Annotated in this window: 19 protein-coding genes; 8 read left to right on the top strand and 11 right to left on the bottom strand. The window is 74.4% G+C overall.

Annotation, left to right across the window (positions count from 1 at the left end):
- Positions 1-753: FtsX-like permease family protein (locus ACVCAH_RS04345; protein WP_447134702.1), on the top strand; the 753-nt coding region annotated here is incomplete at its 5' end.
- Between the two features lie 5 nt (positions 754-758).
- Positions 759-1,505, top strand: a complete 747-nt coding sequence (locus tag ACVCAH_RS04340) for an ABC transporter ATP-binding protein (RefSeq protein WP_447134701.1) — start codon at positions 759-761, stop codon at positions 1,503-1,505.
- 35 nt (positions 1,506-1,540) lie between these two features.
- On the opposite strand, the gene glmM is transcribed toward ACVCAH_RS04340, so the two are convergent.
- The 7 genes from glmM to ACVCAH_RS04305 all read right to left on the bottom strand — a co-directional run bounded on the left by glmM (position 1,541) and on the right by ACVCAH_RS04305 (position 6,932).
- Positions 1,541-2,899: a phosphoglucosamine mutase gene (gene glmM, locus ACVCAH_RS04335; RefSeq protein WP_447134700.1), complete on the bottom strand. Its 1,359-nt coding sequence runs from the start codon at positions 2,897-2,899 to the stop codon at positions 1,541-1,543.
- A 116-nt stretch (positions 2,900-3,015) separates the two neighbouring features.
- Complete coding sequence (rpsI, locus tag ACVCAH_RS04330; protein ID WP_018784602.1) at positions 3,016-3,480, bottom strand: 30S ribosomal protein S9; 465 nt, start codon at positions 3,478-3,480, stop codon at positions 3,016-3,018.
- A gap of 20 nt (positions 3,481-3,500) precedes the next feature.
- On the bottom strand, positions 3,501-3,944 hold the full coding sequence (gene rplM / locus ACVCAH_RS04325) for a 50S ribosomal protein L13 (RefSeq protein ID WP_447134699.1): 444 nt from the start codon (positions 3,942-3,944) through the stop codon (positions 3,501-3,503).
- Between the two features lie 190 nt (positions 3,945-4,134).
- The gene (locus ACVCAH_RS04320; protein WP_447134698.1) at positions 4,135-5,520 is read right to left on the bottom strand and encodes an MFS transporter; all 1,386 of its coding nucleotides are present in this window, start codon (positions 5,518-5,520) and stop codon (positions 4,135-4,137) included.
- Between the two features lie 124 nt (positions 5,521-5,644).
- Positions 5,645-5,938 carry a type II toxin-antitoxin system PemK/MazF family toxin gene (locus tag ACVCAH_RS04315; protein ID WP_447134697.1) on the bottom strand — a complete coding sequence of 98 codons (294 nt, stop codon included), beginning with the start codon at positions 5,936-5,938 and terminating at the stop codon, positions 5,645-5,647.
- A complete protein-coding gene (locus ACVCAH_RS04310) occupies positions 5,928-6,185 on the bottom strand; it encodes a DUF6364 family protein (protein ID WP_447134696.1) in 258 nt (85 codons plus the stop codon). Before ACVCAH_RS04310 ends, ACVCAH_RS04315 begins: the two co-directional genes overlap by 11 nt.
- A 33-nt stretch (positions 6,186-6,218) precedes the next feature.
- Positions 6,219-6,932, bottom strand: coding sequence for a class I SAM-dependent methyltransferase (locus ACVCAH_RS04305; RefSeq protein ID WP_447134695.1), 714 nt, complete (start codon positions 6,930-6,932; stop codon positions 6,219-6,221).
- A gap of 147 nt (positions 6,933-7,079) precedes the next feature.
- Between ACVCAH_RS04305 and ACVCAH_RS04300 the strand changes: the two genes are divergently transcribed.
- The 5 genes from ACVCAH_RS04300 to ACVCAH_RS04280 all read left to right on the top strand — a co-directional run bounded on the left by ACVCAH_RS04300 (position 7,080) and on the right by ACVCAH_RS04280 (position 14,713).
- Positions 7,080-9,215 (top strand): molybdopterin oxidoreductase family protein, encoded by a 2,136-nt coding sequence (locus tag ACVCAH_RS04300; RefSeq protein WP_447134694.1) that lies wholly within the window; start codon positions 7,080-7,082, stop codon positions 9,213-9,215.
- 76 nt (positions 9,216-9,291) lie between these two features.
- On the top strand, positions 9,292-10,725 hold the full coding sequence (locus ACVCAH_RS04295) for an FAD-dependent oxidoreductase (RefSeq protein ID WP_447134693.1): 1,434 nt from the start codon (positions 9,292-9,294) through the stop codon (positions 10,723-10,725).
- Positions 10,722-13,280 carry a nitrite reductase large subunit NirB gene (nirB, locus tag ACVCAH_RS04290; RefSeq protein ID WP_447134692.1) on the top strand — a complete coding sequence of 853 codons (2,559 nt, stop codon included), beginning with the start codon at positions 10,722-10,724 and terminating at the stop codon, positions 13,278-13,280. Before ACVCAH_RS04295 ends, nirB begins: the two co-directional genes overlap by 4 nt.
- The gene (gene nirD / locus ACVCAH_RS04285; RefSeq protein WP_447134691.1) at positions 13,277-13,624 is read left to right on the top strand and encodes a nitrite reductase small subunit NirD; all 348 of its coding nucleotides are present in this window, start codon (positions 13,277-13,279) and stop codon (positions 13,622-13,624) included. Before nirB ends, nirD begins: the two co-directional genes overlap by 4 nt.
- On the top strand, positions 13,625-14,713 hold the full coding sequence (locus tag ACVCAH_RS04280; RefSeq protein ID WP_447134690.1) for a uroporphyrinogen-III synthase: 1,089 nt from the start codon (positions 13,625-13,627) through the stop codon (positions 14,711-14,713).
- 18 nt (positions 14,714-14,731) lie between these two features.
- Here the strand turns inward: ACVCAH_RS04280 and ACVCAH_RS04275 are convergent, their stop codons facing one another.
- The 4 genes from ACVCAH_RS04275 to ACVCAH_RS04260 all read right to left on the bottom strand — a co-directional run bounded on the left by ACVCAH_RS04275 (position 14,732) and on the right by ACVCAH_RS04260 (position 19,331).
- Positions 14,732-15,355 carry a GTP-binding protein gene (locus tag ACVCAH_RS04275; protein WP_447134689.1) on the bottom strand — a complete coding sequence of 208 codons (624 nt, stop codon included), beginning with the start codon at positions 15,353-15,355 and terminating at the stop codon, positions 14,732-14,734.
- Complete coding sequence (locus ACVCAH_RS04270; protein ID WP_447134688.1) at positions 15,336-15,701, bottom strand: DUF742 domain-containing protein; 366 nt, start codon at positions 15,699-15,701, stop codon at positions 15,336-15,338. Before ACVCAH_RS04270 ends, ACVCAH_RS04275 begins: the two co-directional genes overlap by 20 nt.
- A gap of 88 nt (positions 15,702-15,789) precedes the next feature.
- Positions 15,790-16,197, bottom strand: a complete 408-nt coding sequence (locus ACVCAH_RS04265) for a roadblock/LC7 domain-containing protein (RefSeq protein ID WP_067313320.1) — start codon at positions 16,195-16,197, stop codon at positions 15,790-15,792.
- Positions 16,194-19,331 carry a sensor histidine kinase gene (locus tag ACVCAH_RS04260; protein WP_447134687.1) on the bottom strand — a complete coding sequence of 1,046 codons (3,138 nt, stop codon included), beginning with the start codon at positions 19,329-19,331 and terminating at the stop codon, positions 16,194-16,196. The genes ACVCAH_RS04265 and ACVCAH_RS04260 overlap by 4 nt, the downstream gene beginning before the upstream one ends.
- A gap of 446 nt (positions 19,332-19,777) precedes the next feature.
- On the opposite strand from ACVCAH_RS04260, the gene ACVCAH_RS04255 reads away from it, so the two are divergent.
- On the top strand, positions 19,778-20,959 hold the full coding sequence (locus ACVCAH_RS04255) for an ABC transporter substrate-binding protein (RefSeq protein WP_447134686.1): 1,182 nt from the start codon (positions 19,778-19,780) through the stop codon (positions 20,957-20,959).
- Positions 20,960-21,145: the final 186 nt, after the last annotated feature.

Genomic DNA, 21,145 nt, shown 5'->3' with positions numbered 1-21,145 from the left:
GGGTTGCTGTCGCTCGGGCTCGCCGTGCCGCTCGGCGCCGTGCTCGGCATCGACGTCGACTGGCGGCGGGCCGCGCTCGCCGTACCGGTGGCGCTGCTGCTCGCGCTGGTCGCCGGCCTGGCGCCGGCGCTGCGGGCCGCACGCGCCCACCCGGCCGCCGCGCTCCGCCCGCCGGTCGCCACCGCCCGCTGGGTACGCCGGCCGCGCACCCTGTTCGGGCTGGCCCTGGTCAACCTGGTCCGCACTCCCGGGCGCACCCTGCTCGGCGCCGGCGCCCTGGCCATCGGGGTGGCGGCGCTGACCGTGGTGGCCGCCGTCGGGTACGCCTTCCGGGGCGCGATCGTCGGCAGCCTGCTCGGCGACACCGTCTCGCTGAGCGTGCGCGGCGCCGACACGCTGGCCGCCGTCGCGACCGTGCTGCTCGGCGCCGCCGCCGTCGCCGACGTGCTCTACCTCAACATCCGGGACCGGGCTGCCGAACTGGCCGCCCTGCGCGCCACCGGCTGGACCGACCTCGCCCTCGGCCGGCTGGTCGGCTACGAGGGGCTGCTGCTCGGCGGGCTGGGCGCGCTCGCCGGCGCCGGGCTGGGCGTGGCCGGCGCGGCCTGGCTGGTCGGGGACGTCCCGGCCGCGCTGGTGCTGGTCGCCGGGCTGACGGCGGTCGGCGGCGTGCTGCTCACGGCCGGTGCGGCGCTGGCCCCGGCCGCGCTGCTGCGGCGGCTACCCACCGCACGACTGCTGGCAGAGGAGTAGGGCAGATGGACGACCGCACGGGAAGCAGCATCGAGGTCGCCGGGCTGGTGAAGCGGTTCGGCGGCGGCGCGGAGCGGATCACCGCGGTGGACGGGGTGTCGCTGGAGGTGGCCGCCGGCTCGGTGGTGGCGCTGACGGGGCCGAGCGGCTCGGGCAAGTCGACGCTGCTGCACCTGATCGGCGCGATCGAGCAGGCCGACGAGGGCACCGTGACGGTCGACGGGGTGGCGGTCACCGGCCTGCGGCGAGCCGCACTCGCCCGCTACCGCCAGCGGGTCGGGTTCGTCTTCCAGCGCTACCACCTGCTGCCGGCGCTCACCGTGCTGGACAACGTGATCGCGCCGGTGCTCCCCCGCCGGGGCCGCGCGGACCACGTGACCCGGGCCCGCGAGCTGCTCGACGCCGTCGGTCTGGCCGGCCGGGAGCGGGCGTTGCCGGCCCAGCTCTCCGGCGGTCAGCAGCAACGGGTGGCGATCGCGCGGGCGCTGATGGGCGCGCCCGGGCTGCTGCTCGCCGACGAGCCCACCGGCAACCTGGACTCGAGCACCGGCGCGCAGATCCTCGACCTGCTGCTCGGCCTGCGCGACCGGCACGGGATGACCATCCTGCTGGCGACGCACGAGCGGGCGGTCGCCGCCCGCTGCGACCGGCTGGTCCGGCTCGGGGACGGCCGCGTGGTGGAGGACGTGGACCTCACCAGCGGCGAAGACCCGGCCACCACGTACGCCCGGGCCAGCACCCTGCGCCTCTGACGCCGGTGCGGTCGAACGGCCGGCAGGACCCGCCGTTACGCGGGGACGGGGCTGGCGGTGCGGACCTGCTCGGCGATCCGCTCGGCGACCTCGCGGGCCGTCGCCTCGGTGGCGGCCTCGACCATCACCCGGACCAGCGGCTCGGTGCCGGACGGGCGGAGCAGCACCCGACCGGTCTCGCCCAGTTCCGCCTCGGCCCGCTCGACCTCGGCCCGGACACCGGGCGCGGCCGCGCCGACGGTCCGGTCGCCGACCGGCACGTTGATCAGCACCTGGGGCAGCCGGGTCACCACGGCGGCCAGCTCGGCGAGCGACTTCCCGGTCGCCGCCACCCGGGACATCAGGTGCAGCCCGGTCAGCACGCCGTCGCCGGTGGTCGCGTACGCGGGCATGACGATGTGCCCACTCTGCTCGCCGCCCAGCGCCAGCCCGGACGCCCGCAGCTCCTCCAGCACGTACCGGTCGCCGACCTTGGTCTCGACCAACCGGATGCCCTCCCGGGACATCGCCAGCCGCAGGCCGAGGTTGCTCATCACCGTGGCCACCAGGGTGTCGCCGGTCAGCGTGCCGGCCTCCCGCATGGCCAGCGCCAGGATGGCCATCACCTGGTCGCCGTCGACCTCGTCGCCGTCGGCGGTCACCGCGACGCACCGGTCGGCGTCGCCGTCGTGCGCGATGCCGAGGTGCGCGCCGTGCTCGACCACCGCGGCGCGCAGCGCCTCGATGTGGTTGGAGCCGCACTCGTCGTTGATGTTGAGCCCGTCCGGCTCGGCGTGGATCGCGATCACCTCGGCACCGGCCTCCCGGTACGCCACCGGGGCCACCTCGGCGGCCGCGCCGTTGGCGCAGTCGACCACGACCTTGATCCCGTCCAGCCGGTGCGGCACCGTGCCGACCAGGTGCTGCACGTAGTGGTCGGCACCGTCGAGCAGGTCGTGCACCCGGCCCACCCCGGCACCGATCGGCCGCTCCCACGCGGTGGTGGCGTTCGCCTCGACGGCCGCCTCGATCCGCATCTCGATCTCGTCCGGCAGCTTGTGCCCGCCGGCGGCGAAGAGCTTGATCCCGTTGTCGGGCATCGGGTTGTGCGAGGCGGAGAGCATCACCCCGAGGTCGGCCTTGGCCTCCGCGGTGAGGAACGCCACGGCCGGGGTGGGCAGCACGCCGACCCGGACCACGTTCGCCCCGGCGCTGGCCAGGCCGGCCACCACGGCGGCCTCCAGCATCTCGCCGCTGGCCCGGGTGTCCCGGCCGACCACGGCGAGCGGCGGATGGCTCCGGTCCGTCTCGGCGAGAGTGTGGGCGGCGGCGACGGCCACCGCGAGCGCCAACTCGGGGGTGAGATCCGCGTTCGCCCGCCCGCGTACGCCGTCCGTGCCGAACAACCGACCCATACCCGCCAACCTCCGTTGAAACTGCCGATGAAGGAGAAAGCGGAACGGCCGGTCCACCTCCCCGTCGAGGGGAGGCGGACCGGCCGTCCGTCAGAAGTACAACGTGCCGCTGAAGGTCAGCGCTTCGAGTACTGGGGAGCCTTACGGGCCTTCTTGAGGCCGTACTTCTTGCTCTCCTTGACCCGGGCGTCCCGGGTGAGGAAGCCGGCCTTCTTCAGCGCCGGGCGGTCGTCCGGCTCGCTGACGATCAGCGCCCGGGCGATGGCCAGCCGGAGCGCGCCGGCCTGACCGGTGGTGCCGCCGCCACGCAGGTTGGCGATGACGTCGAACGCCTCCGGCTTCTCGGCGGTGACCAGCGGGTCCTTGATCAGCTGCTGGTGCACCTTGCTCGGGAAGTAGGCCTCGAGGTCCCGGCCGTTGCAGGTGATCTTGCCGGTGCCCGGCACGATGCGGACCCGGACGATGGCCTCCTTGCGGCGGCCCACGGTCTGGATCGGGCGGTCACCACGGGGCGCGCGGGCGACGGGCGCCGGCGCCTCGGTGGCCTCGGGGGCGACCTCGGTGGCGGTGATGTCGGTCATGCTGTTTCCTTCGCCCGCGCTCACTGCGCGATCTGCTTGATCTCGAACGGCACCGGCTGCTGCGCGGCGTGCGGGTGCTCGGCACCGGCGTAGACCTTCAGCTTCTTGATCAGCTGACGGCCGAGCTTGTTGTGCGGGAGCATCCCCTTGACGGCCAGCTCGATGGCCCGCTCGGGACGCTTGCTGAGCAGCTCCTCGTAGCCGACCTGCTTGAGGCCGCCCGGGTAACCGGAGTGCCGGTAGGCGATCTTGGTCTGCCGCTTGTTGCCGGTCAGCGCGACCTTGCCCGCGTTCACGATGACGACGAAGTCGCCCGTGTCGACGTGCGGCGCGAAAGTCGGCTTGTGCTTACCACGCAGCAACGTGGCGGCGTGGGTGGCCAGGCGGCCCAGCACGACATCAGAGGCGTCGATGACGTGCCACTGACGCTCGATCTCACCCGGCTTCGGGCTGTACGTACGCACAGGTCTACCTTGTCTCGTCGTCGGTCTGGGGTCGCGCGCCGAGGTGACCAGCGCGCACGAACGACCAAGCGTACCTCAGGGGCACGCCGCTGGATGTCGTACAACAGCAGGCAACGATACCCGGCGCCCGGTCGGCAGGTCAAAACGGGGTGCCGCCCCGGGTGGCCGGCCGGTACCGCCATGGTAGAGGTCACACCCCGGCCAGCCGACGCGACCCCGGCCGCAGGTAGACCAGCCAGGTCAGCGCGAAGCAGACCGCGTAGGCGGCGATGAAGGCGACGTACGCCGCGTCCGCGCTGCCCCGGGTGAGGAACGACTGCCGGAAGGCGACGTTGACCAGCAGCCCGCCGGAGGCGCCCACCGCGCCGGCGATGCCGATCAGCGCCCCGGTCATCCGCCCGGACCAGCGCTGCGCCCCGGCCGGGTCGCGCCGCCCGGCGTCCACCGCGGCGACCGCCCGGGCCCGGAAGATCGCCGGGATCATCTTGTAGGTCGAGCCGTTGCCGATCCCGGAGAAGACGAAGAGGGCGAGGAAACCGGTCAGGTAGAGCCCGAACGAGCGCTCCCGCGAGGCGTGGAGCACCAGTCCGGCGCCGGCGGCCATCGCCACGAAGTTCCAGAACGTCACCCGGGCCCCGCCGAGCCGGTCGGCGAGGTGGCCGCCGACCGGCCGGATCAGCGAGCCCACCAGCGGGCCGAGGAAGGTCAGCCAGGCCGCGTCCACCGGGGTCGGGAAGCGGTCGGCGAACTGGAGCTGGAGCACCTGGCCGAAGGCGAACCCGAAGCCGATGAACGAGCCGAAGGTGCCGATGTACAGCAGCGACATGACCCAGGTGTGCGGGTCCCGGGCCGCCTCGCGCAGCGCGCCGGGCTCGTTGCGGGCGCCGGAGACGTTGTCCAGCCAGCGCGCCGCCGCGAGCGCGGCCAGCACGATCAGCGGCAGGTAGACCGCCGGCACCAGCCGGGGGTACGCGGCGCCCGCGGTGGCCAGCACGGCCAGCCCGACCAGCTGCACGGCTGGCACCCCCAGGTTCCCGCCGCCGGCGTTCAGCCCGAGCGCCCGGCCCTTGAGCCGCTGCGGGAAGAAGAGGTTGATGTTCGCCATCGAGGAGGCGAAGTTGCCGCCGCCGACGCCGGTGAGGCAGGCCAGCACCATCAGGGTGGGGTAGGAGACGCCGGGTTCGAGCAGCACCGTCATCGGCACGGCCGGCAGGAGCAGCAGCAGCGCGCTGACCATGGTCCAGTTCCGCCCGCCGAACCGGGCCACCGCCAGCGTGTACGGCAGCCGCAGCACCGCGCCCAGCGCGGCCGGCACGGCGGTGAGCAGGAACTTGCCGGCCGGGTCGATGCCGTACTCCGGGCCGAGGAAGAGCACGGTCACCGACCACAGGCTCCACACCGAGAAGCCGACGTGCTCGGCGAAGATCGAGACCCAGAGGTTGCGCCGGGCGATCCGCGCCCCGGTCGTCCGCCAGAAGTCGGGGTCCTCGGGGCGCCAGTCGTCGATCCGGTGCCGGCGCCCGGCGGCGGCCGGGGCCGCCTCCGCCGGGGGTGTGCTGGGGGCCAGGGTGCTCACGGCGACTCCTCCTCGTCGGTGTGACGTGGAGGAACGCTAGGAACCCGGGATTACCCGGCGGTGCCCGTCGCGGGTCGGGCCGGAAACGGAGATCGCACGTCCGGCCGGCGCCGCCGGTGAGCTGTCAGAGCTCTTGCAGGATCCGCAGCGCCCGGCCGACCCGCTGCATGGTGTCGGTGTCGGCGACGTCGACGCACTCGGTGAACCACTTCTTCATGGGCGAGGAGAGCCGGTCGGGCATCACCACGTAGCCGCCCATCGGCACCGCCAGGGGCGAGTCGCGCAGCAGCGACTCCTCGACCACCTCGGCGACGATCACGATCGGCACGTCGGTGGAGTTGTAGACGTCGGAGCTGATCACCAGGCCGAACCGTTCCCGGGCGCCGGAGATGCGCCAGACCTCGCCCCTACGCAGCACGCGGGCGTCCGCCGAAGAGCACGTCGTCGACCATGTCCACCTCGCGGGCGTCGGCGAGGGCGGCGGACTCCAGATCCAGCCCGGCCCGGCCGACGGCGGCGGCGTGCGCGGTGAAGACCTCGCGCAGCGCCTTCTCCCGGGCCGCCTGGTCCATCCAGGCGGAGAGCGAGAGCCCTTCACGCTTGGCGAACCGGCGGGCCTCCTCGATCGTCTCGTCGGAGAAGGACAGGGTCACCTTGGCTGTCATGCCGGACAGACTACCCACCGGTATGACCGACAGTCATCCCAGCTGGTCATCCGATTCGCGCCGGCCGCCGAACACGGCAAACCGCCACTGCCTGAAGAAGCAGTCCACGTCGACCAGGCCCGCCTCGGCCAGCCAGCCGCACTGCGCGGCGACCGGCGCCGGCCGGTCGTACGCCATCCGGCCCAGCGCGGCGTCGATCTCCGCCCGGTCGGCGCCGAGCTCGGCGATCTGCGCCAGCCAGACCTCGTGGTAACGCCGGTCCAGCTCCGGGGTCGGGCCGGCGACCTGCTCGGCGTTGACCAGGACGCCGCCGGGGGCCAGCGCCCGGGCCGACCGCCGGTAGAGGTCCCGCTTGCCGGCGTCGTCGAGGTGGTGGATCGCCAGCGCGCTGACCACCGCGTCGTACCGGCCGTCGGGCAGCGGGTCGGTCAGGTCGGCGCGCACCGTCCGGTGCGGCACGCCCCGGGCGCGCAGGTGGTCGGCGGCGACGGCGAGCATCGCCGGCGCGGCGTCGACCAGGGTCACCCGGATGCCCGGCACGGCGGCGGCCAGCAGCAGGGAGAGCAGCCCGGTGCCCGCGCCCAGGTCGAGCACCTCCGGGGTACGCCCCGCCGAAAGCGCCGCCCGCAGCGGCGGCGCGGCCACCTCGACCGCGGTGCCGTAGAAGGCGTCGAAGCAGGGCACCAACCGCCGGCGGGCCTCGTCGTAGCTGCCTGCCACCGCGTCGAAGGCTTCCGCCACACTCATGACACCCTCCCAAAATATAGGATCCTTCTCCCACATCCTAGACGTTGCGGTCCGGCTCGCCGCCTCCGTGCGGTGTGAGCCGCTCTTGACAGGACCGAAACAAACGGGACCCGGCCCGGAAACCGCCCGCCGGCACGCTTTGCCGACATGACAGACGGTGCACGGTCGGCGACTCGACCGGGGCGGTCGCCCCGGGAGGTGGCGACGCACTGCCCGTACTGCGCCCTCCAGTGCGGGATGACGCTGCGCGAGGAGGCCGGCCGGGTGGCCGTGCTCCCCCGGCAGTTCCCCACCAACCGCGGCGGCCTGTGCCAGAAGGGCTGGACCGCCGCCGAACTGCTCGACCACCCCGAACGGCTGACCACGCCGCTGCTGCGCGACCTCGGCACCGGCGAGTTGCGGCCGGCGAGCTGGGAAGCGGCGCTGGACCGGATCACCACCGGCATCCGCGCCGTCCAGCGTGGACACGGCCCGGACGCGGTCGCCGTCTTCGGCGGCGGCGGGCTGACCAACGAGAAGGCGTACACGCTGGGCAAGTTCGCCCGGGCGGCGCTGCGCACCCGGCACATCGACTACAACGGCCGGTTCTGCATGTCCTCGGCGGCCGCGGCCGGGCTGCGCGCCTTCGGCGTCGACCGTGGCCTGCCGTTCCCGCTGGCCGACCTCGGGCGGGCCGACACCCTGCTGCTGGTCGGGGCGAACCCGGCGGAGACCATGCCCCCGCTGGTGCGCTGGCTGACCGAGCAGCGCGAACGCGGCGGCCGGCTGATCGTGGTCGACCCCCGGGTCACCGCCACCGCCCGGCTGGCCGACCTGCACCTGCAACCGCTGCCCGGCACCGACCTGGCGGTGGCCAACGCGCTGCTGCACGTCGCGCTCACCGAGGGCTGGGTCGACCGGGCGTACGTCGACACCCGCACCACCGGTTTCGCGGCGGTCCGCCGCAGCGTGGCGGGCTGGTGGCCGGCCCGCGCCGAGGCGCTCTCCGGGGTGCCGGTGGCCGACCTGGAGGCGACCGCCCGGGCGCTGGGCACCGCCGAGCGCGCCATCATCCTCACCGCCCGCGGCGCTGAACAGCACGCCAAGGGCGTGGACACCGTCACCGGCTTCGTGAACCTGGCGCTCGCCCTCGGCCTGCCCGGCCGGCCCGGCTCCGGCTACGGCTGCCTCACCGGCCAGGGCAACGGCCAGGGCGGCCGGGAGCACGGGCAGAAGGCCGACCAGCTCCCCGGTTACCGCCGGATCGACGACCCGGCCGCCCGGGAGCACGTCGCCGGGGTCTGGGGGGTGCCGGCCGACGAGCTGCCCGGGCCGGGCGTGCCGGCGTACCAGCTGCTGGACTCGCTGGGCACCCCGGCCGGGCCGAAGGCGCTGCTGGTCTTCGGCTCCAACCCGGTGGTCTCCGCGCCCCGCGCCACCCGGGTCGAGGGCCGGCTGCGCGACCTCGACCTGCTGGTGGTCGCCGACTTCCTGCTCTCCGAGACCGCGGCCCTGGCCGACGTGGTGCTGCCCACCGCCCAGTGGGCCGAGGAGGACGGCACCATGACCAACCTGGAGGGTCGGGTGCTGCGCCGCCGGGCGCTGCGCGAGCCACCGCCGGGCGTCCGCACCGACCTGGCCATCCTCGCCGAGCTGGCCCACCGGCTCGACGCCACCGGGCGGTCCGACGCCGACGTTCGCTTCCCCACCGATCCGGAGACGGTCTTCGCCGAGCTGCGCCGGGCCTCGGCCGGCGGGCCCGCCGACTACGCCGGGGTCAACTGGGAGCGGATCGACGCCGCCGACGGCGTCTGGTGGCCCTGCCCGGACGAGGACGGCCCGGACACGCCCCGCCTCTTCGCCGACCGCTTCGCCACCCCGGACGGGCGGGCCCGGTTCCACCCGGTCGAGCACCGGCCGGCGGCCGAGGAGGTCTGCGCCGAGTACCCGCTGCACTTCACCACCGGCCGGGTGCTCGCGCAGTACCAGTCCGGCACCCAGACCCGGCGGGTGGCGGCGCTGCGCCGGGCCGCCCCGGAGGCCTTCGTCGAACTGCACCCCGACCTGGCCGACCGGCTCGGGGTTGCCGACGGCGAGCCGGTCCGGGTCGTCTCCCGCCGGGGGGAGCTGCGGGCGCCGGCCCGGCTCAGCCCGACCATCCGGCCGGACACCGTCTTCGCCCCGTTCCACTGGGGCGGCGCGGGGCGGGCCAACTCGGTCACCAACGACGCGGTGGACCCGGTCTCCGGGATGCCGGAATTCAAGATCTGCGCCGTCCGGGTGGAAAGGGTGGAGGGGCCGTGAGCGAGCGGAGCGAGCGAATCAGCCGGCACAGCCCGGTGGAGCCTCATGGCCGACCGGAGCGCAGCGGAGGTCGGTCATGAACGAACGGGTGGTGATCGTCGGCAACGGGATGGCCGGCGCCCGGCTCGCCAGCGAGCTGCACGCCCGGGACCGCAAGGTCACCGTGCTCGGCGCGGAGCCGCACCGGGCGTACAACCGGATCATGCTGTCCACCCTGCTGGCCGGGAAGGTCGGCGAGCCGGACGTGGAGCTGGCCGAGGTCGCCGGCCAGGGCGTCGACCTGCGGACCGGGGTGGCCGTGACGGCCATCGACCGGGCCGGGCGCACCGTGCGCATCGACGACGGCGACCGGATCGGCTACGACCACCTGGTGCTGGCCACCGGCAGCCGGGCCATCGTGCCGCCGCTGCCCGGGCTGGACGGCGACCGGCTGCCCCCGCGGGTGGCCGCGTTCCGCACCCTGGACGACTGCCGGCGGATCCTCGCCGTGGCCCGCGGCGCACGCCGCGCCCTGGTGCTCGGCGGCGGGCTGCTCGGGCTGGAGGCGGCCCGCGGGCTCGCCGCCCGGGGACTGGACGTCGGCGTGGTGCACCCGGTGCCGTACCTGATGGAGCGGCAGCTCGACCCGGCCGGCGCGGCGGTGCTCGCCGACACGCTCGCCGGCCTCGGCGTGACCACCCACCTCGCGGTGGCCGCCACCGGGCTGGCCGCGGACGCCGACGAGGTCCGGCTCGCGCTGGCCGACGGCCGGGCGCTCACCGCCGACCTGCTGGTCCTCTCCTGCGGGGTACGCCCCGACACCACGCTCGCCGCGGCGGCCGGGCTGGCCGTGGACCGCGGCGTGCTGGTGGACGACCGGCTGCGCACCAGCGACCGGCGGATCTCCGCGATCGGTGACTGCGCCCAGCACGACGGCACCCTGACCGGGCTGGTCGCGCCGGCCTGGGCGCAGGCCCGGGTGGTGGCGCAGGTGCTCACCGGGGAGGACCCGCTGGCCCGCTACCGGCCCCGGCCGGTGGTGACCCGGCTCAAGGCCGCCGGCATCGACCTGGCCGCGATGGGCGACCCGGACGGCGGCGGCCCGGGCGAGGAGCTGACCTTCGCCGATCCGGCCCGCGGCACGTACGCCCGGTTGCGGATCCGCGACGAGCGGCTGACCGGCGCGATCCTGCTCGGCGACAACCCGGCGGTCGGCACGGTGATCCAGCTCTTCGACCGGGGCCAGCCGGTGCCGGCCGACCGCCGGTCGCTGCTGCTCGGCCGGGCCTTCGGCGCGCCCGCCGCGGCGCCGGCCGCGTCCCCGGCGCTGATGCCGGACGCGGCGACCGTGTGCCAGTGCAACAACGTCAGCAAGGGAGCGCTGGTGAGCTGCTGGCGCTCCGGCGCCCGGGCGGTCGACGCGGTGGTGGCGGCCACCCGGGCCGGCACCGGTTGCGGCGGCTGCCGGGACGCCGTGGCCGGGATCGTCGACTGGCTGTCCGAGGTGGATTCGGTGGAGGTGACGCGATGAGCGAGCGGAGCGGGCGAATCAGCAGACCCGGTGCGACGGTGCCTCATGACGGCAGGTTGGTCGTGGTCGGCAACGGCATGGTGGGGCAGCGCCTGCTCGACGCGCTGCGGGCCCGCGACCCGGAGGGGCGCTGGCGGGTGACGGTGCTCGCCGAGGAGCCCCGGCCGGCGTACGACCGGGTGCGGCTCTCGGCGTTCTTCGACGGGGTGGGCGCCGACGAACTCGACCTGCACACCCCGCACCCCGGCGTCGAGCTGCGCCTCGGCGAGCCGGCCACCGCGATCGACCGGGACCGGCGGGTGGTGAGCACCGCGGCCGGCGAGTACCCGTACGACGCGCTGGTACTGGCCACCGGCTCGTACGCCTTCGTGCCGCCGGTCGACGGCGCGAACCTGCCCGGGGTCTTCGTCTACCGCACCCTGGACGACCTGGTGGCGATCCGGGAGCACGCCCGCGGCCGGCGCACCGGCGCGGTGATCGGCGGCGGCCTGCTCGGGCTGGAGGCGGCGAACGCGCTGCGGCTGCTCGGCCTGGCCATCAGCGTGGTCGAGTTCGCGCCCCGACTGATGCCGGTACAGGTCGACACCGCCGGCGGGGCGATGCTCCGCCGCTACGTCGACGAGCTGGGCGTGGCCACCCACCTCGGTACGGCCACCACCGCGATCCGGCCCGGCCCGGACGGCACGGTCGCCGGCCTGGAGCTGGCCGACGGCGGCACGGTCGACGCCGACCTGGTGGTGGTGGCGGCCGGCATCCGCCCCCGCGACGATCTGGCCCGGGCGGCCGGGCTGCCGCTCGGCCCGCGCGGCGGGGTGCTGGTCGACGGCACCTGCCGGACGGCCGACGAGCGGATCTGGGCGGTCGGCGAGTGCGCCGCGGTGGACGGCACCTGCCACGGCCTGGTCGCGCCCGGCTACGCGATGGCCGAGGTGGTGGCCGACCGGCTGGTCGGCGGCGCGGCCACGTTCCCGGGCGCGGACACCGCCACCAAGCTGAAGCTGCTCGGCGTGGACGTGGCCTCGTTCGGCGACGCGCACGGCGCCACCCCGGGCTGCCTGGACGTGACATTCACCGACCCGGCCACCCGGGTCTACGCCAAGCTGGTCCTCTCCGACGACGCGAAGACCCTGCTCGGCGGGGTGCTGGTGGGCGACGCGAGCGCGTACCCGACGCTGCGGGCCAGCGTGGGCGGGCCGCTGCCGGCGCCCCCGCTGGCGCTGCTCGCCCCCGAGGGCGCGGGCGCGGGGGCCGGCACCCTGCCCGCCACCGCCCAGGTCTGCTCCTGCAACGCGGTGACCCGCGCCGACATCGACGACGCGATCGCCGGCGGCTGCGCCGACGTGCCGGCGCTGAAGGCGTGCACCCGGGCCGGCACCAGCTGCGGCTCCTGCGTGCCGATGCTCAAGCAGCTGCTGGACGCCGCCGGGGTGCAGCAGTCGACGGCGCTCTGCGAGCACTTCGACGCCAGCCGCCAGGAGCTGTTCGACATCGTCCGGGTCCGCGGCATCCGCACCTTCTCCCGGCTGATCGCCGAGCACGGCCGGGGGCGCGGCTGCGACATCTGCAAGCCGGTGGTCGCCTCGATCCTCGCCTCGCTCGGCGCCGGCCACGTGCTCGACGGCGAGCAGGCGTCGTTGCAGGACACCAACGACCACTTCCTGGCCAACCTGCAACGCGACGGCAGCTACTCGGTGGTGCCACGGATCCCCGGCGGCGAGATCACCCCGGAGAAGCTCATCGTGATCGGCGAGGTGGCCCGGGACTTCCAGCTCTACACGAAGATCACCGGCGGGCAGCGGATCGACCTGTTCGGCGCCCGGGTCGAGCAGCTGCCGCGGATCTGGCGCCGGCTGGTGGACGCCGGCTTCGAGTCCGGCCACGCGTACGGCAAGGCGCTGCGGACGGTGAAGTCCTGCGTCGGGTCCACCTGGTGCCGGTACGGGGTGCAGGACTCGGTCGGGCTGGCCATCGCGCTGGAGCTGCGATATCGCGGGCTGCGCGCCCCGCACAAGATCAAGTCGGCGGTCTCCGGTTGCGCCCGGGAGTGCGCCGAGGCCCGCAGCAAGGACTTCGGCATCATCGCCACCGAGACCGGCTGGAACCTCTACGTCGGCGGCAACGGCGGCTTCCGGCCCCGGCACGCCGACCTGTTCGCCACCGATCTGTCCACGGAAGCGCTGATCCGGCTGATCGACAGGTTCCTGATGTACTACATCCGCACCGCGGACCGGCTCCAGCGCACCGCCGCCTGGCTCGAGGCGATGGACGGCGGCCTGGACCACCTGCGGTCGGTGATCGTGGACGACTCGCTCGGCCTCTGCGCCGAACTGGACGCGGCGATGGCCCGACACGTCGAGTCCTATTCGGACGAGTGGCGCGACGTGCTCGACGACCCGGACCGGCTGCGCCGGTTCACCTCCTTCGTCAACGCCCCCGACGTGCCCGACCCGTCCATCACCTTCACCCTCGAACGCGGCCAGCCCGTGCCGGCCGGGGGCCGACCGCCCGCGACCCGCCAGCCGGTCGCGCTGGGACTGCCGGAGGTACGCCGATGACCACCACGATGCTGCTGATCTGGACCCCGATCTGCCCGCTGGACCGGCTGGAACCGGACCGGGGCGTCGCCGCCCTGGTGGACGGCGTGCAAGTGGCGCTCTTCCGGACCGCGGGCGAGGTGTTCGCGGTGGACAATCTCGATCCGGTCGCCGGGGCGTACGTGCTCTCCCGGGGGATCGTGGGCAGTCGGCGCGGTGTGCCGACCATCGCCTCGCCGCTGCACAAGCAGGTGTACGACCTGCGCACGGGGCACTGCCTCGACCTGCCGGGGGTGTCCGTGACCCGGCACGAGGTGCGCTGCCGCGACGGCGTGGTCGAGGTGCGGCTGCGACAGGAGGGGTGAATGCGCGACGAACTGGCCGGCTTCACCATCGGGGTGACCGCCGACCGGCGGCGGGACGAACTCGCCGCCCTGTTGCAGCGGCGGGGCGCCCGGGTGGTGCTCGCCCCGGCCCTGCGGATCGTGCCGCTGGCCGACGACACCGAACTGCGCGAGGCCACCCGCGCCTGCCTGGACCGGCCGCCGGACATCGTGATGGCGAACACCGGCATCGGGATGCGCGGCTGGCTGGAGGCGGCCGAGGGCTGGGGACTGGCCGAGCCGCTGCGGTCGGTGCTCGCCGAGGCGTACGTGGTGGCCCGGGGGCCGAAGGCGCGCGGGGCGATCCGCGCCGCCGGCCTGCACGACCAGTGGTCGCCGGCCTCGGAGAGCTGCGACGAGGTGGTCGACCACCTGCGCCGGCGCGGGGTGGCCGGGCAGGTGATCGCCATGCAGCTGCACGGTGAACGGCAGCCGGAGTGCACCCTCGCCCTGGAGGCGGCCGGGGCCACGGTGATCGAGGTGCCGGTCTACCGGTGGGCTCCGCCGACCGACCCGGCCCCGCTGCACCGGCTGATCGACCTGGTCGCCGCGCGGCTGGTCGACGCGGTAACCTTCACCTCGGCCCCGGCGGCGGAGGCGCTGCTGCGCGCTGCCGGGGACCGCACCGACGCGGTGCTGGACGCCTTCCGTGGCGACGTGCTGGCCAGCTGCGTCGGGGCGGTGACCGCGGAACCCCTGCTGCGTCGTGGGGTGCCGGTCAGCGCGCCGAACCGGGCCCGGCTCGGCGCGCTGGTGCGGACCATCGTCGACGAGCTGCCGCGCCGGACGGTCACCCTGAAGGTGGCCGGTCACCTGGTCACCCTGCGCGGGCACGCCGCCGTGGTGGACGGCGAGCTGCGCCCGCTGGCGCCGGCCCCGATGGCGGTGCTGCGGGCGCTGGCCCACTCCCCCGGCCGGGTGCTCTCCCGCACCGCGCTGCTGCGTACGCTGCCGCGCGGCGCGGACGAGCACGCCGTGGAGATGGCGGTGGCCCGGCTCCGCGCCGGCCTGCGCGCTCCCCGCGTCGTGCAGACCGTCGTCAAGCGCGGCTACCGCCTCCGCGTCGACTAGCCCCCTCGCCGGAGCGGGTCAGCCGACCGGGGTCGGGAAGCCCCGGCCGTGCTCGGCCTGCAGCCGGAGCATGGCGTGCTCGACCACGGTCACCAGCACCTGCTTCACCGACTCGCGCCGCCGGGCGTCGCACATCACCAGCGGCACGTCCGGCGAGATCGCCAGCGCTTCCCGGATCTCGCCCAGCTCGTACTCGGGGGCGCCGTCGAACCGGTTGAGCGCCACCACGTACGGCAGGTTGCGGTTCTCGAAGTAGTCCAGCGGCGCGAAGGCGTCGGTGATCCGGCGGGTGTCCACCAGCACCGCGGCGCCCACCGCACCCCGGATGATCTCGTCCCACATGAACCAGAAGCGGGTCTGGCCCGGCGTGCCGAAGAGGTACAGGATCAGGTCCTGGGCCATGGTGATCCGGCCGAAGTCCATGGCGACCGTGGTGGTCTCCTTGCCCGGCACCTTCGACGGGTCGTCGATGCCGACACCGGCCGCGGTCATCACCGCCTCGGTGGTCAGCGGAGTGATCTCGGAGATCGCGCCGACCAGGGTCGTCTTGCCCACACCGAAGCCGCCCGCGACCACGATCTTCGCGGAGATGATCTCCCGGCTGCGGCTCGCCCCGGCGGGGTCATAGTTCGCGAAGTCCACTTAGCACCCTTCCAAGCAGGTTCATCCGCTCCTCGTAGCCTTCGGCCGGAGCGGCGGTGTGTAGCGTCAGCAGGCCCTCGGCCACCATGTCGGCGACCAGCACCCGGGCGACGCCCAGCGGCATCCGGGTGTACGCGGCGATCTCCGCCAGCGACTGCGCCCGGCCCTCGCAGACCGTGGCGATACGGTGCTTGTCGTGCCCGGCGAACCGGGCCTCGGCCGCCGCCGTGGGGCTGGCCGAGAGCACCGCCTCCAGGGCGATGTCCTGTCGGGGCTCGGTGCGACCGCGGGTGACCGCGTACGGGCGCACGAGCTCGCCACGCGGGTCCGCACGGCGGTGCTCCATCCGCGGTCACCTCCTCTCCCCGGCCGGAGCCTGACGGCACCGGATACCCTGTCCCTGGTCGACGCGCGGGCCGGCGCGTCGCCGTCCGCTACGAACGCACCGCGTCCCGGGGCAGCGGCACCAGCGCGGCGCCGACCCGCTCGACCAGCAGCGCCATCTCGTAGCCCACCTGGCCGACGTCGCAGCTGCGGGCGGCGAGCACGGCCATCGACGAGCCGTCGCTGATGGACATCAGGAACAGGTAGCCGCTGTCCATCTCGATGACCGTCTGCAGCACCCCACCGGCGCTGAACATCCGGGCCGCGCCCTCGGTCAGGCTGACCACCCCGGAGGTGATCGCCGCGAGCTGGTCCGCCCGGTCCGTCGGCAGGTCCCGGGAGGAGGCGAGCAGCAGCCCGTCCGCGGACACCGCCACCACGTGGGCGATACCCGCCACGCTGTCGGCGAAGTTGGTGAGCAGCCAACCCATGTCCTGCATCGCTGCTGGCCTGTTCATCGGCTCGTCTCCTTGGTCGAGGTGCTGTTCTGGTCCGTCCCGGCCGACCGGCCGCGCTGTACGCCGCGGTGGTAGGCCGACAACAGGCCACGTACGTCGTCCGGCGTGCGCCGGGTGCGGGCCCGGGCGCCGCGCGGTTCGATGCCGCCGGGCACCAACTGCGCCTGCGGCACCCGCTTGGGCAGCCCCGACCGGGTGGTCCCGCCGGTGGTCGGCTCGGCGGCCCGGCTCGCCCGGGACCAGCCCTCGTCGGCCGCCGTCCGCCAGGCGTCCGGGTTCGGGTCCGGCGCGGCGGCCGGCGCCGCCGTGGCCGACGCGTCCGTGGCCGACGCGTCCGTGGCCGGTGGAGTGTACGACGGCGGTGGGGCCTGGGCCGGCGTCGGCGCGGCCTGGGCCGGCGTCGGCTGGGCCGGCGTCGACATGGCCGACGTCCCGGGGGTACGGGTGGGCAGTGGCGGCGGCGCGGGAGTGGCCGCCCCCCGGCGCTGCCCGCCGGTCGCCGAGGCCGTCGGCGCGGGCGGGTCCTGGTCGAAGTTGGGCCGGGCGAAGATGGTGGTCACGTCGTCGCCATGCGAGCGGAACCAGACCGCTTCCATCTCCCTGAAGATCGGCGCCTCGGCCGGCTGCTCGCGCCGCGGGGTGATCGGCGCGGCGGGCGGCGCGAGGGGTGCGGTGGCGGCCAGGTTGGCGCCCAGCCCGCCGCCGAAGCCGCTGCCCGGGACGCCGCCGGTCGCCGCGACCGGAGGCGGGGCGGACGTCGGGGCGGACGTCGGGGCGCCGGTACCGGCTACCGGGCCGGCCGACAGCACCGGCCCCCCGTCGGCGGTCGCGCCGGGGGTGCGCCGGGGCAGCCGGTCCAGCGTGGAGCGGCCGCCGGCCGGCAGGCCGGCCTGGTCGGCGTCGAAGCCCGGCTGGGCCACCGGCGGCGGGGTGAGCGTCGGGTGGGTCGCCGGCAGGCCGCCGGCCTGCACCGTGGACGTGCTGTCCCGGAGCTGTTCCCGGGCCGGCCACGGCGCCGGCGGATCGGTGCGCCACTGGTCGGGCAGGGTGGCCGCCGCGGTCCGGCCGGCGAGCGGCTCACCGAGGCCGGCCGCGGTGAGCGGGTTCTGCTCGACCGCGAGCGGCTGGCGCGGCCGGGTGATGGCCTGGTCCCGGCTGCGCAGGCTCGGCAGCACCACCGTGGCGGCGGGCAGCGTCACCTGCGCGACGGTGCCGCCCTCGACGTTGCGGCGCAGGTCCACCCGGATGCCGTAGCGGGCGGCGAGTCGGCTCACCACGGCCAGGCCCATCAGCCGGAAGGCCGCGACGTCGACGCTCGGCGGGGCGGCCAGCCGCCGGTTGAGCGAGTCGAGCTGCTCGTCGGAGAGGCCCAGGCCCCGGTCCTCGATCTGGATCAGGACGTAGTCGCGGATCCGCCGGCCGTCGGCGACCACGATGGTGTTCGGCGGCGAGAACCGGGTGGCGTTGTCCAGCAGTTCGGCCACCAGCCGGACCACGTCGTTGACCGCGTGCGCGGCGACCGAGACGTCGCTGTCGACCGTGCCGAACTCGATCCGGTTGTAGAGCTCCACCTCGGACTGCGCGGCCCGCAGCACGTCCACCAGGAGGGCGTCGTCGCGGCGCGGCACGGCGGAGTCGGCGCCGGCCAGGACCAACAGGTTCTCGTCGTTGCGGCGCATCCGGGTGGCCAGGTGGTCCAGCTCGAAGAGCTGGGCCAGCCGCTTCGGGTCCTCCTCGCCGCGCTCGATCGCGTCCAGCTCGCCGATCATCCGGTCGACCAGCGTCTGGCTGCGCCGGGCCAGGTTCAGGAACATCGCCGAGACGCTGGTGCGCAGCGCGGCCTGTTCGGCCGCGACCCGGACCGCCTCCCGGTGGACCACGTTGAAGGCGAGCGCGACCTGGCCCACCTCGTCCCGGCTGTCCAGCTTGATCGGGTCGCGGACCTGCCGGACGATGTCGTCGACCCCGCCCTCGCCGACGCTGCCCATGGTCTGCAGCCGCTGCACCGCGTCCGGCAGGTCGTGGTTGGCCACCGAGAGGGCGCCCTCGCGCAGCCGGCGCAGCGAGTGGTTGAGCGAGCGGGCCAGCACCACCGCGAGCGTCACCGCGATCAGCAGGGTGAGCAGCACCAGCACCGACTCGATGACGGCCTGCCGGATCACCGCCGAGCGGGCCTCCTCGGCCTGGGCGAGCAGCCGGTCCTGCAGCTGGATCTCGGCCCACCGCATCAGGTCGTTGACCGCGCCGATGGCGGTGGTGGCGTCCTGGGCGGTGACCAGCGCCTGCTGCCCGACCGAGCGGGTGATGTCGGCGGTCAGCCGGTCGGCCAGCACGACCGCGTCGCCGGAGACGGTGTTGTCGACCAGGGCTCGCTGGGCCGGATCGGCGGCCAGGAAGAAGGCGAGCAGCGCCTCCTGCTGGCTGGTCTGGGTGGCCACGAACGAGGAGAACTGCTCCTCGTCGAGCTGGCCGCTGCTGAGCGCGGTGAACGCGACCGACTCCTGCTCGGCGACCGCCGCCTTGGCCCGGGCGAAGGCCGCCACCGCCCGCCGGCTGTCCGCCAGCCGCTCGTCGCCGGGCAGCTGGGCCAGCCCGTCGCCGTAGGCGACCAGGTCGGCCAGGATGACCCCGTAACGCAGCGACGCCTCGGCGACCGCCATCTGCTGCCGGTCGAGCACCTCCTGCCGGGTGCCGTCCAGCGTCTCCAGGTGACCGTCGATGGCCGCCAGCCGGTCCCGGACCGCCGCCGGCGCCTCGCCGATCCGGCCACGCTCGGCGCGGTACTCGTCGACCCGCTGCTGCGTCTGGCGCACCCGCAGGTTGTACGCGTCGGCCTGCTGCTGCGGGCTGGCCAGGAAGGCGGCCGCCGCCATCCGCTCGGCGTGCACGGCCTGGGTGAGTGCGGACACGTCGATGGAGAGCGCGGTGAGGGACCGGGCCCGGGTGGCGTCGAACGCGCCCTCGCCGACGGAGACCAGCCGTACGGTGGCGAGCGCGATCACGGCGGCGACTGGGACGACGAGGATCAGCGCGAGCTTGGACCGGATTCGGGCGTCACGAAGGCGGGGCAGGCGGCGGCGGGTGCGCGAACGGTTCTCGCCGCTTTCGGGCAGGGTCGTCGGTCCGGTGCTCACGACATCGCCTCCGTCGTTTCTCCCACGCCTGACCCGCCGACCCGTGCCTGGTGCAGCGGCCAGCGCCACGCGCGGCACGGCCGCGATTTCATCAGACGAGAAGATGTTTGGGAAGCCGCAGGCGGGCAGGAAACGGTCGGACGGCACGCACCCCGTGATCCGGTCAACTGATACCTACATTTCCCCAAGCCCCTGAACAGGGCATGTGTCTTCAGAGTGGTCAGTCGTGTCGGTAGCGTGAGCGTTTGCAAACATCTCGTGACCCCAACATGTGGGATCTGCATCCCGAAAAGCCTCCGGGTACCGCCGCTTGACCGCAGCGCGCGGCGTTGGCAAGGTTTTGCAGGCTTCGCGCACACCGTACGGCAGACCCCTACCGTCCCTCCACTGAGGACGGACAACCGGCGGTGACCGGGCAGCGCCCGCGCCGCACCTGGAGGACTGAGTTGAGCCCCATCCGCTCCGCGACCATCGCGGTGCTCGCATCGGCCGTGCTGGCCACCACGCTCACCGGCTGCCAGTTCGGCGCGGCGGAGCAGGACACGAGTCCCATCGTCATCGCCGCGGACCTCGAACTCTCCGGTGCGGCGGCGCCGGTCGGAAAGGCGTACCAGCGGGCCCTGGAACTCAAGGTGGACCAGCTGAACGCCTCCGGCGCGCTGAACGGCCGGAAGATCGAACTCAGGGTGAAGGACAACCGGTCCGACGCGAGCGAGTCGCTGCGCAACATCACCGACTTCAGCGACGATTCCCGGGTCAGCGCGATCATCATGGGCGGCTGTAACGAATGCGCGGTCGGCGCGGTCCGGACCATCAACGAAAAGCGAATTCCCACCATCGCCCTGGCCCCCGCCAGCGCGGTGGCCAGCCCGGTCGCCGAGCGCCGGTACGTGTTCAAGCTGGCCCCGAACGCCGTCGACAGCGCCGCCGCACTCGCTACCGAGCTGCGGCGCAAGGGCATCCGCAAGGTGGCGGTGCTGCACAGCGACGACACCTACGGCCGAGAAGGGCTGAAGGCACTGGATGACGAGCTCCGTGACGCCGGCATCCGGCTGGTGCGAGACGGCTCGGTACGTACCACCGATACCGAGGTGGGCCCGCAGGTGACCGCCCTGACCGCAGGCAAGCCGGACGCGGTCGTCGTGTGGACCCCGCCGGAGCAGGCGACGCTCGCCGCGACCGCGGCGCAGCAGGCCGGCTTCGACGGGTCGCTCTTCTTCGACGCGGTGGCGGCCGGCGATCTCTTCCTCGGCGCCGCGGGGCGGGCCACCGAGCGGGCCACGCTGATCTTCACCCAGACCATGGTGATCGACGACGTGATCGCCACCACCCCGGCGAAGGCGGCCCGCCGGCAGTGGTTCCAGGACTACACCGCCCGCTTCGGCGGCTACCACGGCTCCTCCTCGTTCGCCGCGGACGCCGTACAGCTCATCGCGGACGCCGAACTGCGAGCCGGCGGCGAGCCCGGCGTGGTGAACCGGGACGCGCTGCGCGACGTCCTGGAGACCGCGCAGCTCGACGGCCTCTCCGGGCCGATCCGGATGACGCCGGACAACCACTCCGGGCTGATGCCGCAGGCGCTGACGACGCTGGTCGCCCGTGCGGGCCGCTGGCGTCTGGCCGGCTAGTGGCGTCGCCAACCAGCGGGACGGCTGTCAGGGCGTGTTGATCAGCAGATGGAGAGCCACAGTTCTGGCAGCAGGGTTGCCGCTGCGAGACGCCCTGAGCAACCCGGAACTCCGTTCGAGGATCAGATTGCCACAACCCAGGGGAACAAGGCAGCATCTCGTTACGGGGTGTAAATATGTACATCC

The sequence above is a fragment of the Micromonospora sp. LZ34 genome (genome assembly GCF_052981855.1).
The sequence above is the reverse complement of the archived record's forward strand: the minus strand, read 5'-3'. Positions and strand labels throughout refer to the sequence as shown.

What these genes read in the sequence shown, in the direction of transcription:
- ACVCAH_RS04265 (WP_067313320.1), bottom strand. Translation starts at nt 16,197, where the DNA reads ATGAACAGGCCAGCAGCGATGCAGGACATGGGTTGGCTGCTCACCAAC.
- ACVCAH_RS04340 (WP_447134701.1), top strand. Translation starts at nt 759, where the DNA reads ATGGACGACCGCACGGGAAGCAGCATCGAGGTCGCCGGGCTGGTGAAG.
- ACVCAH_RS04295 (WP_447134693.1), top strand. Translation starts at nt 9,292, where the DNA reads ATGAACGAACGGGTGGTGATCGTCGGCAACGGGATGGCCGGCGCCCGG.
- ACVCAH_RS04300 (WP_447134694.1), top strand. Translation starts at nt 7,080, where the DNA reads ATGACAGACGGTGCACGGTCGGCGACTCGACCGGGGCGGTCGCCCCGG.
- nirB (WP_447134692.1), top strand. Translation starts at nt 10,722, where the DNA reads ATGAGCGAGCGGAGCGGGCGAATCAGCAGACCCGGTGCGACGGTGCCT.
- ACVCAH_RS04270 (WP_447134688.1), bottom strand. Translation starts at nt 15,701, where the DNA reads ATGGAGCACCGCCGTGCGGACCCGCGTGGCGAGCTCGTGCGCCCGTAC.
- glmM (WP_447134700.1), bottom strand. Translation starts at nt 2,899, where the DNA reads ATGGGTCGGTTGTTCGGCACGGACGGCGTACGCGGGCGGGCGAACGCG.
- ACVCAH_RS04305 (WP_447134695.1), bottom strand. Translation starts at nt 6,932, where the DNA reads ATGAGTGTGGCGGAAGCCTTCGACGCGGTGGCAGGCAGCTACGACGAG.
- ACVCAH_RS04280 (WP_447134690.1), top strand. Translation starts at nt 13,625, where the DNA reads ATGCGCGACGAACTGGCCGGCTTCACCATCGGGGTGACCGCCGACCGG.
- nirD (WP_447134691.1), top strand. Translation starts at nt 13,277, where the DNA reads ATGACCACCACGATGCTGCTGATCTGGACCCCGATCTGCCCGCTGGAC.
- rpsI (WP_018784602.1), bottom strand. Translation starts at nt 3,480, where the DNA reads ATGACCGACATCACCGCCACCGAGGTCGCCCCCGAGGCCACCGAGGCG.
- ACVCAH_RS04310 (WP_447134696.1), bottom strand. Translation starts at nt 6,185, where the DNA reads ATGACAGCCAAGGTGACCCTGTCCTTCTCCGACGAGACGATCGAGGAG.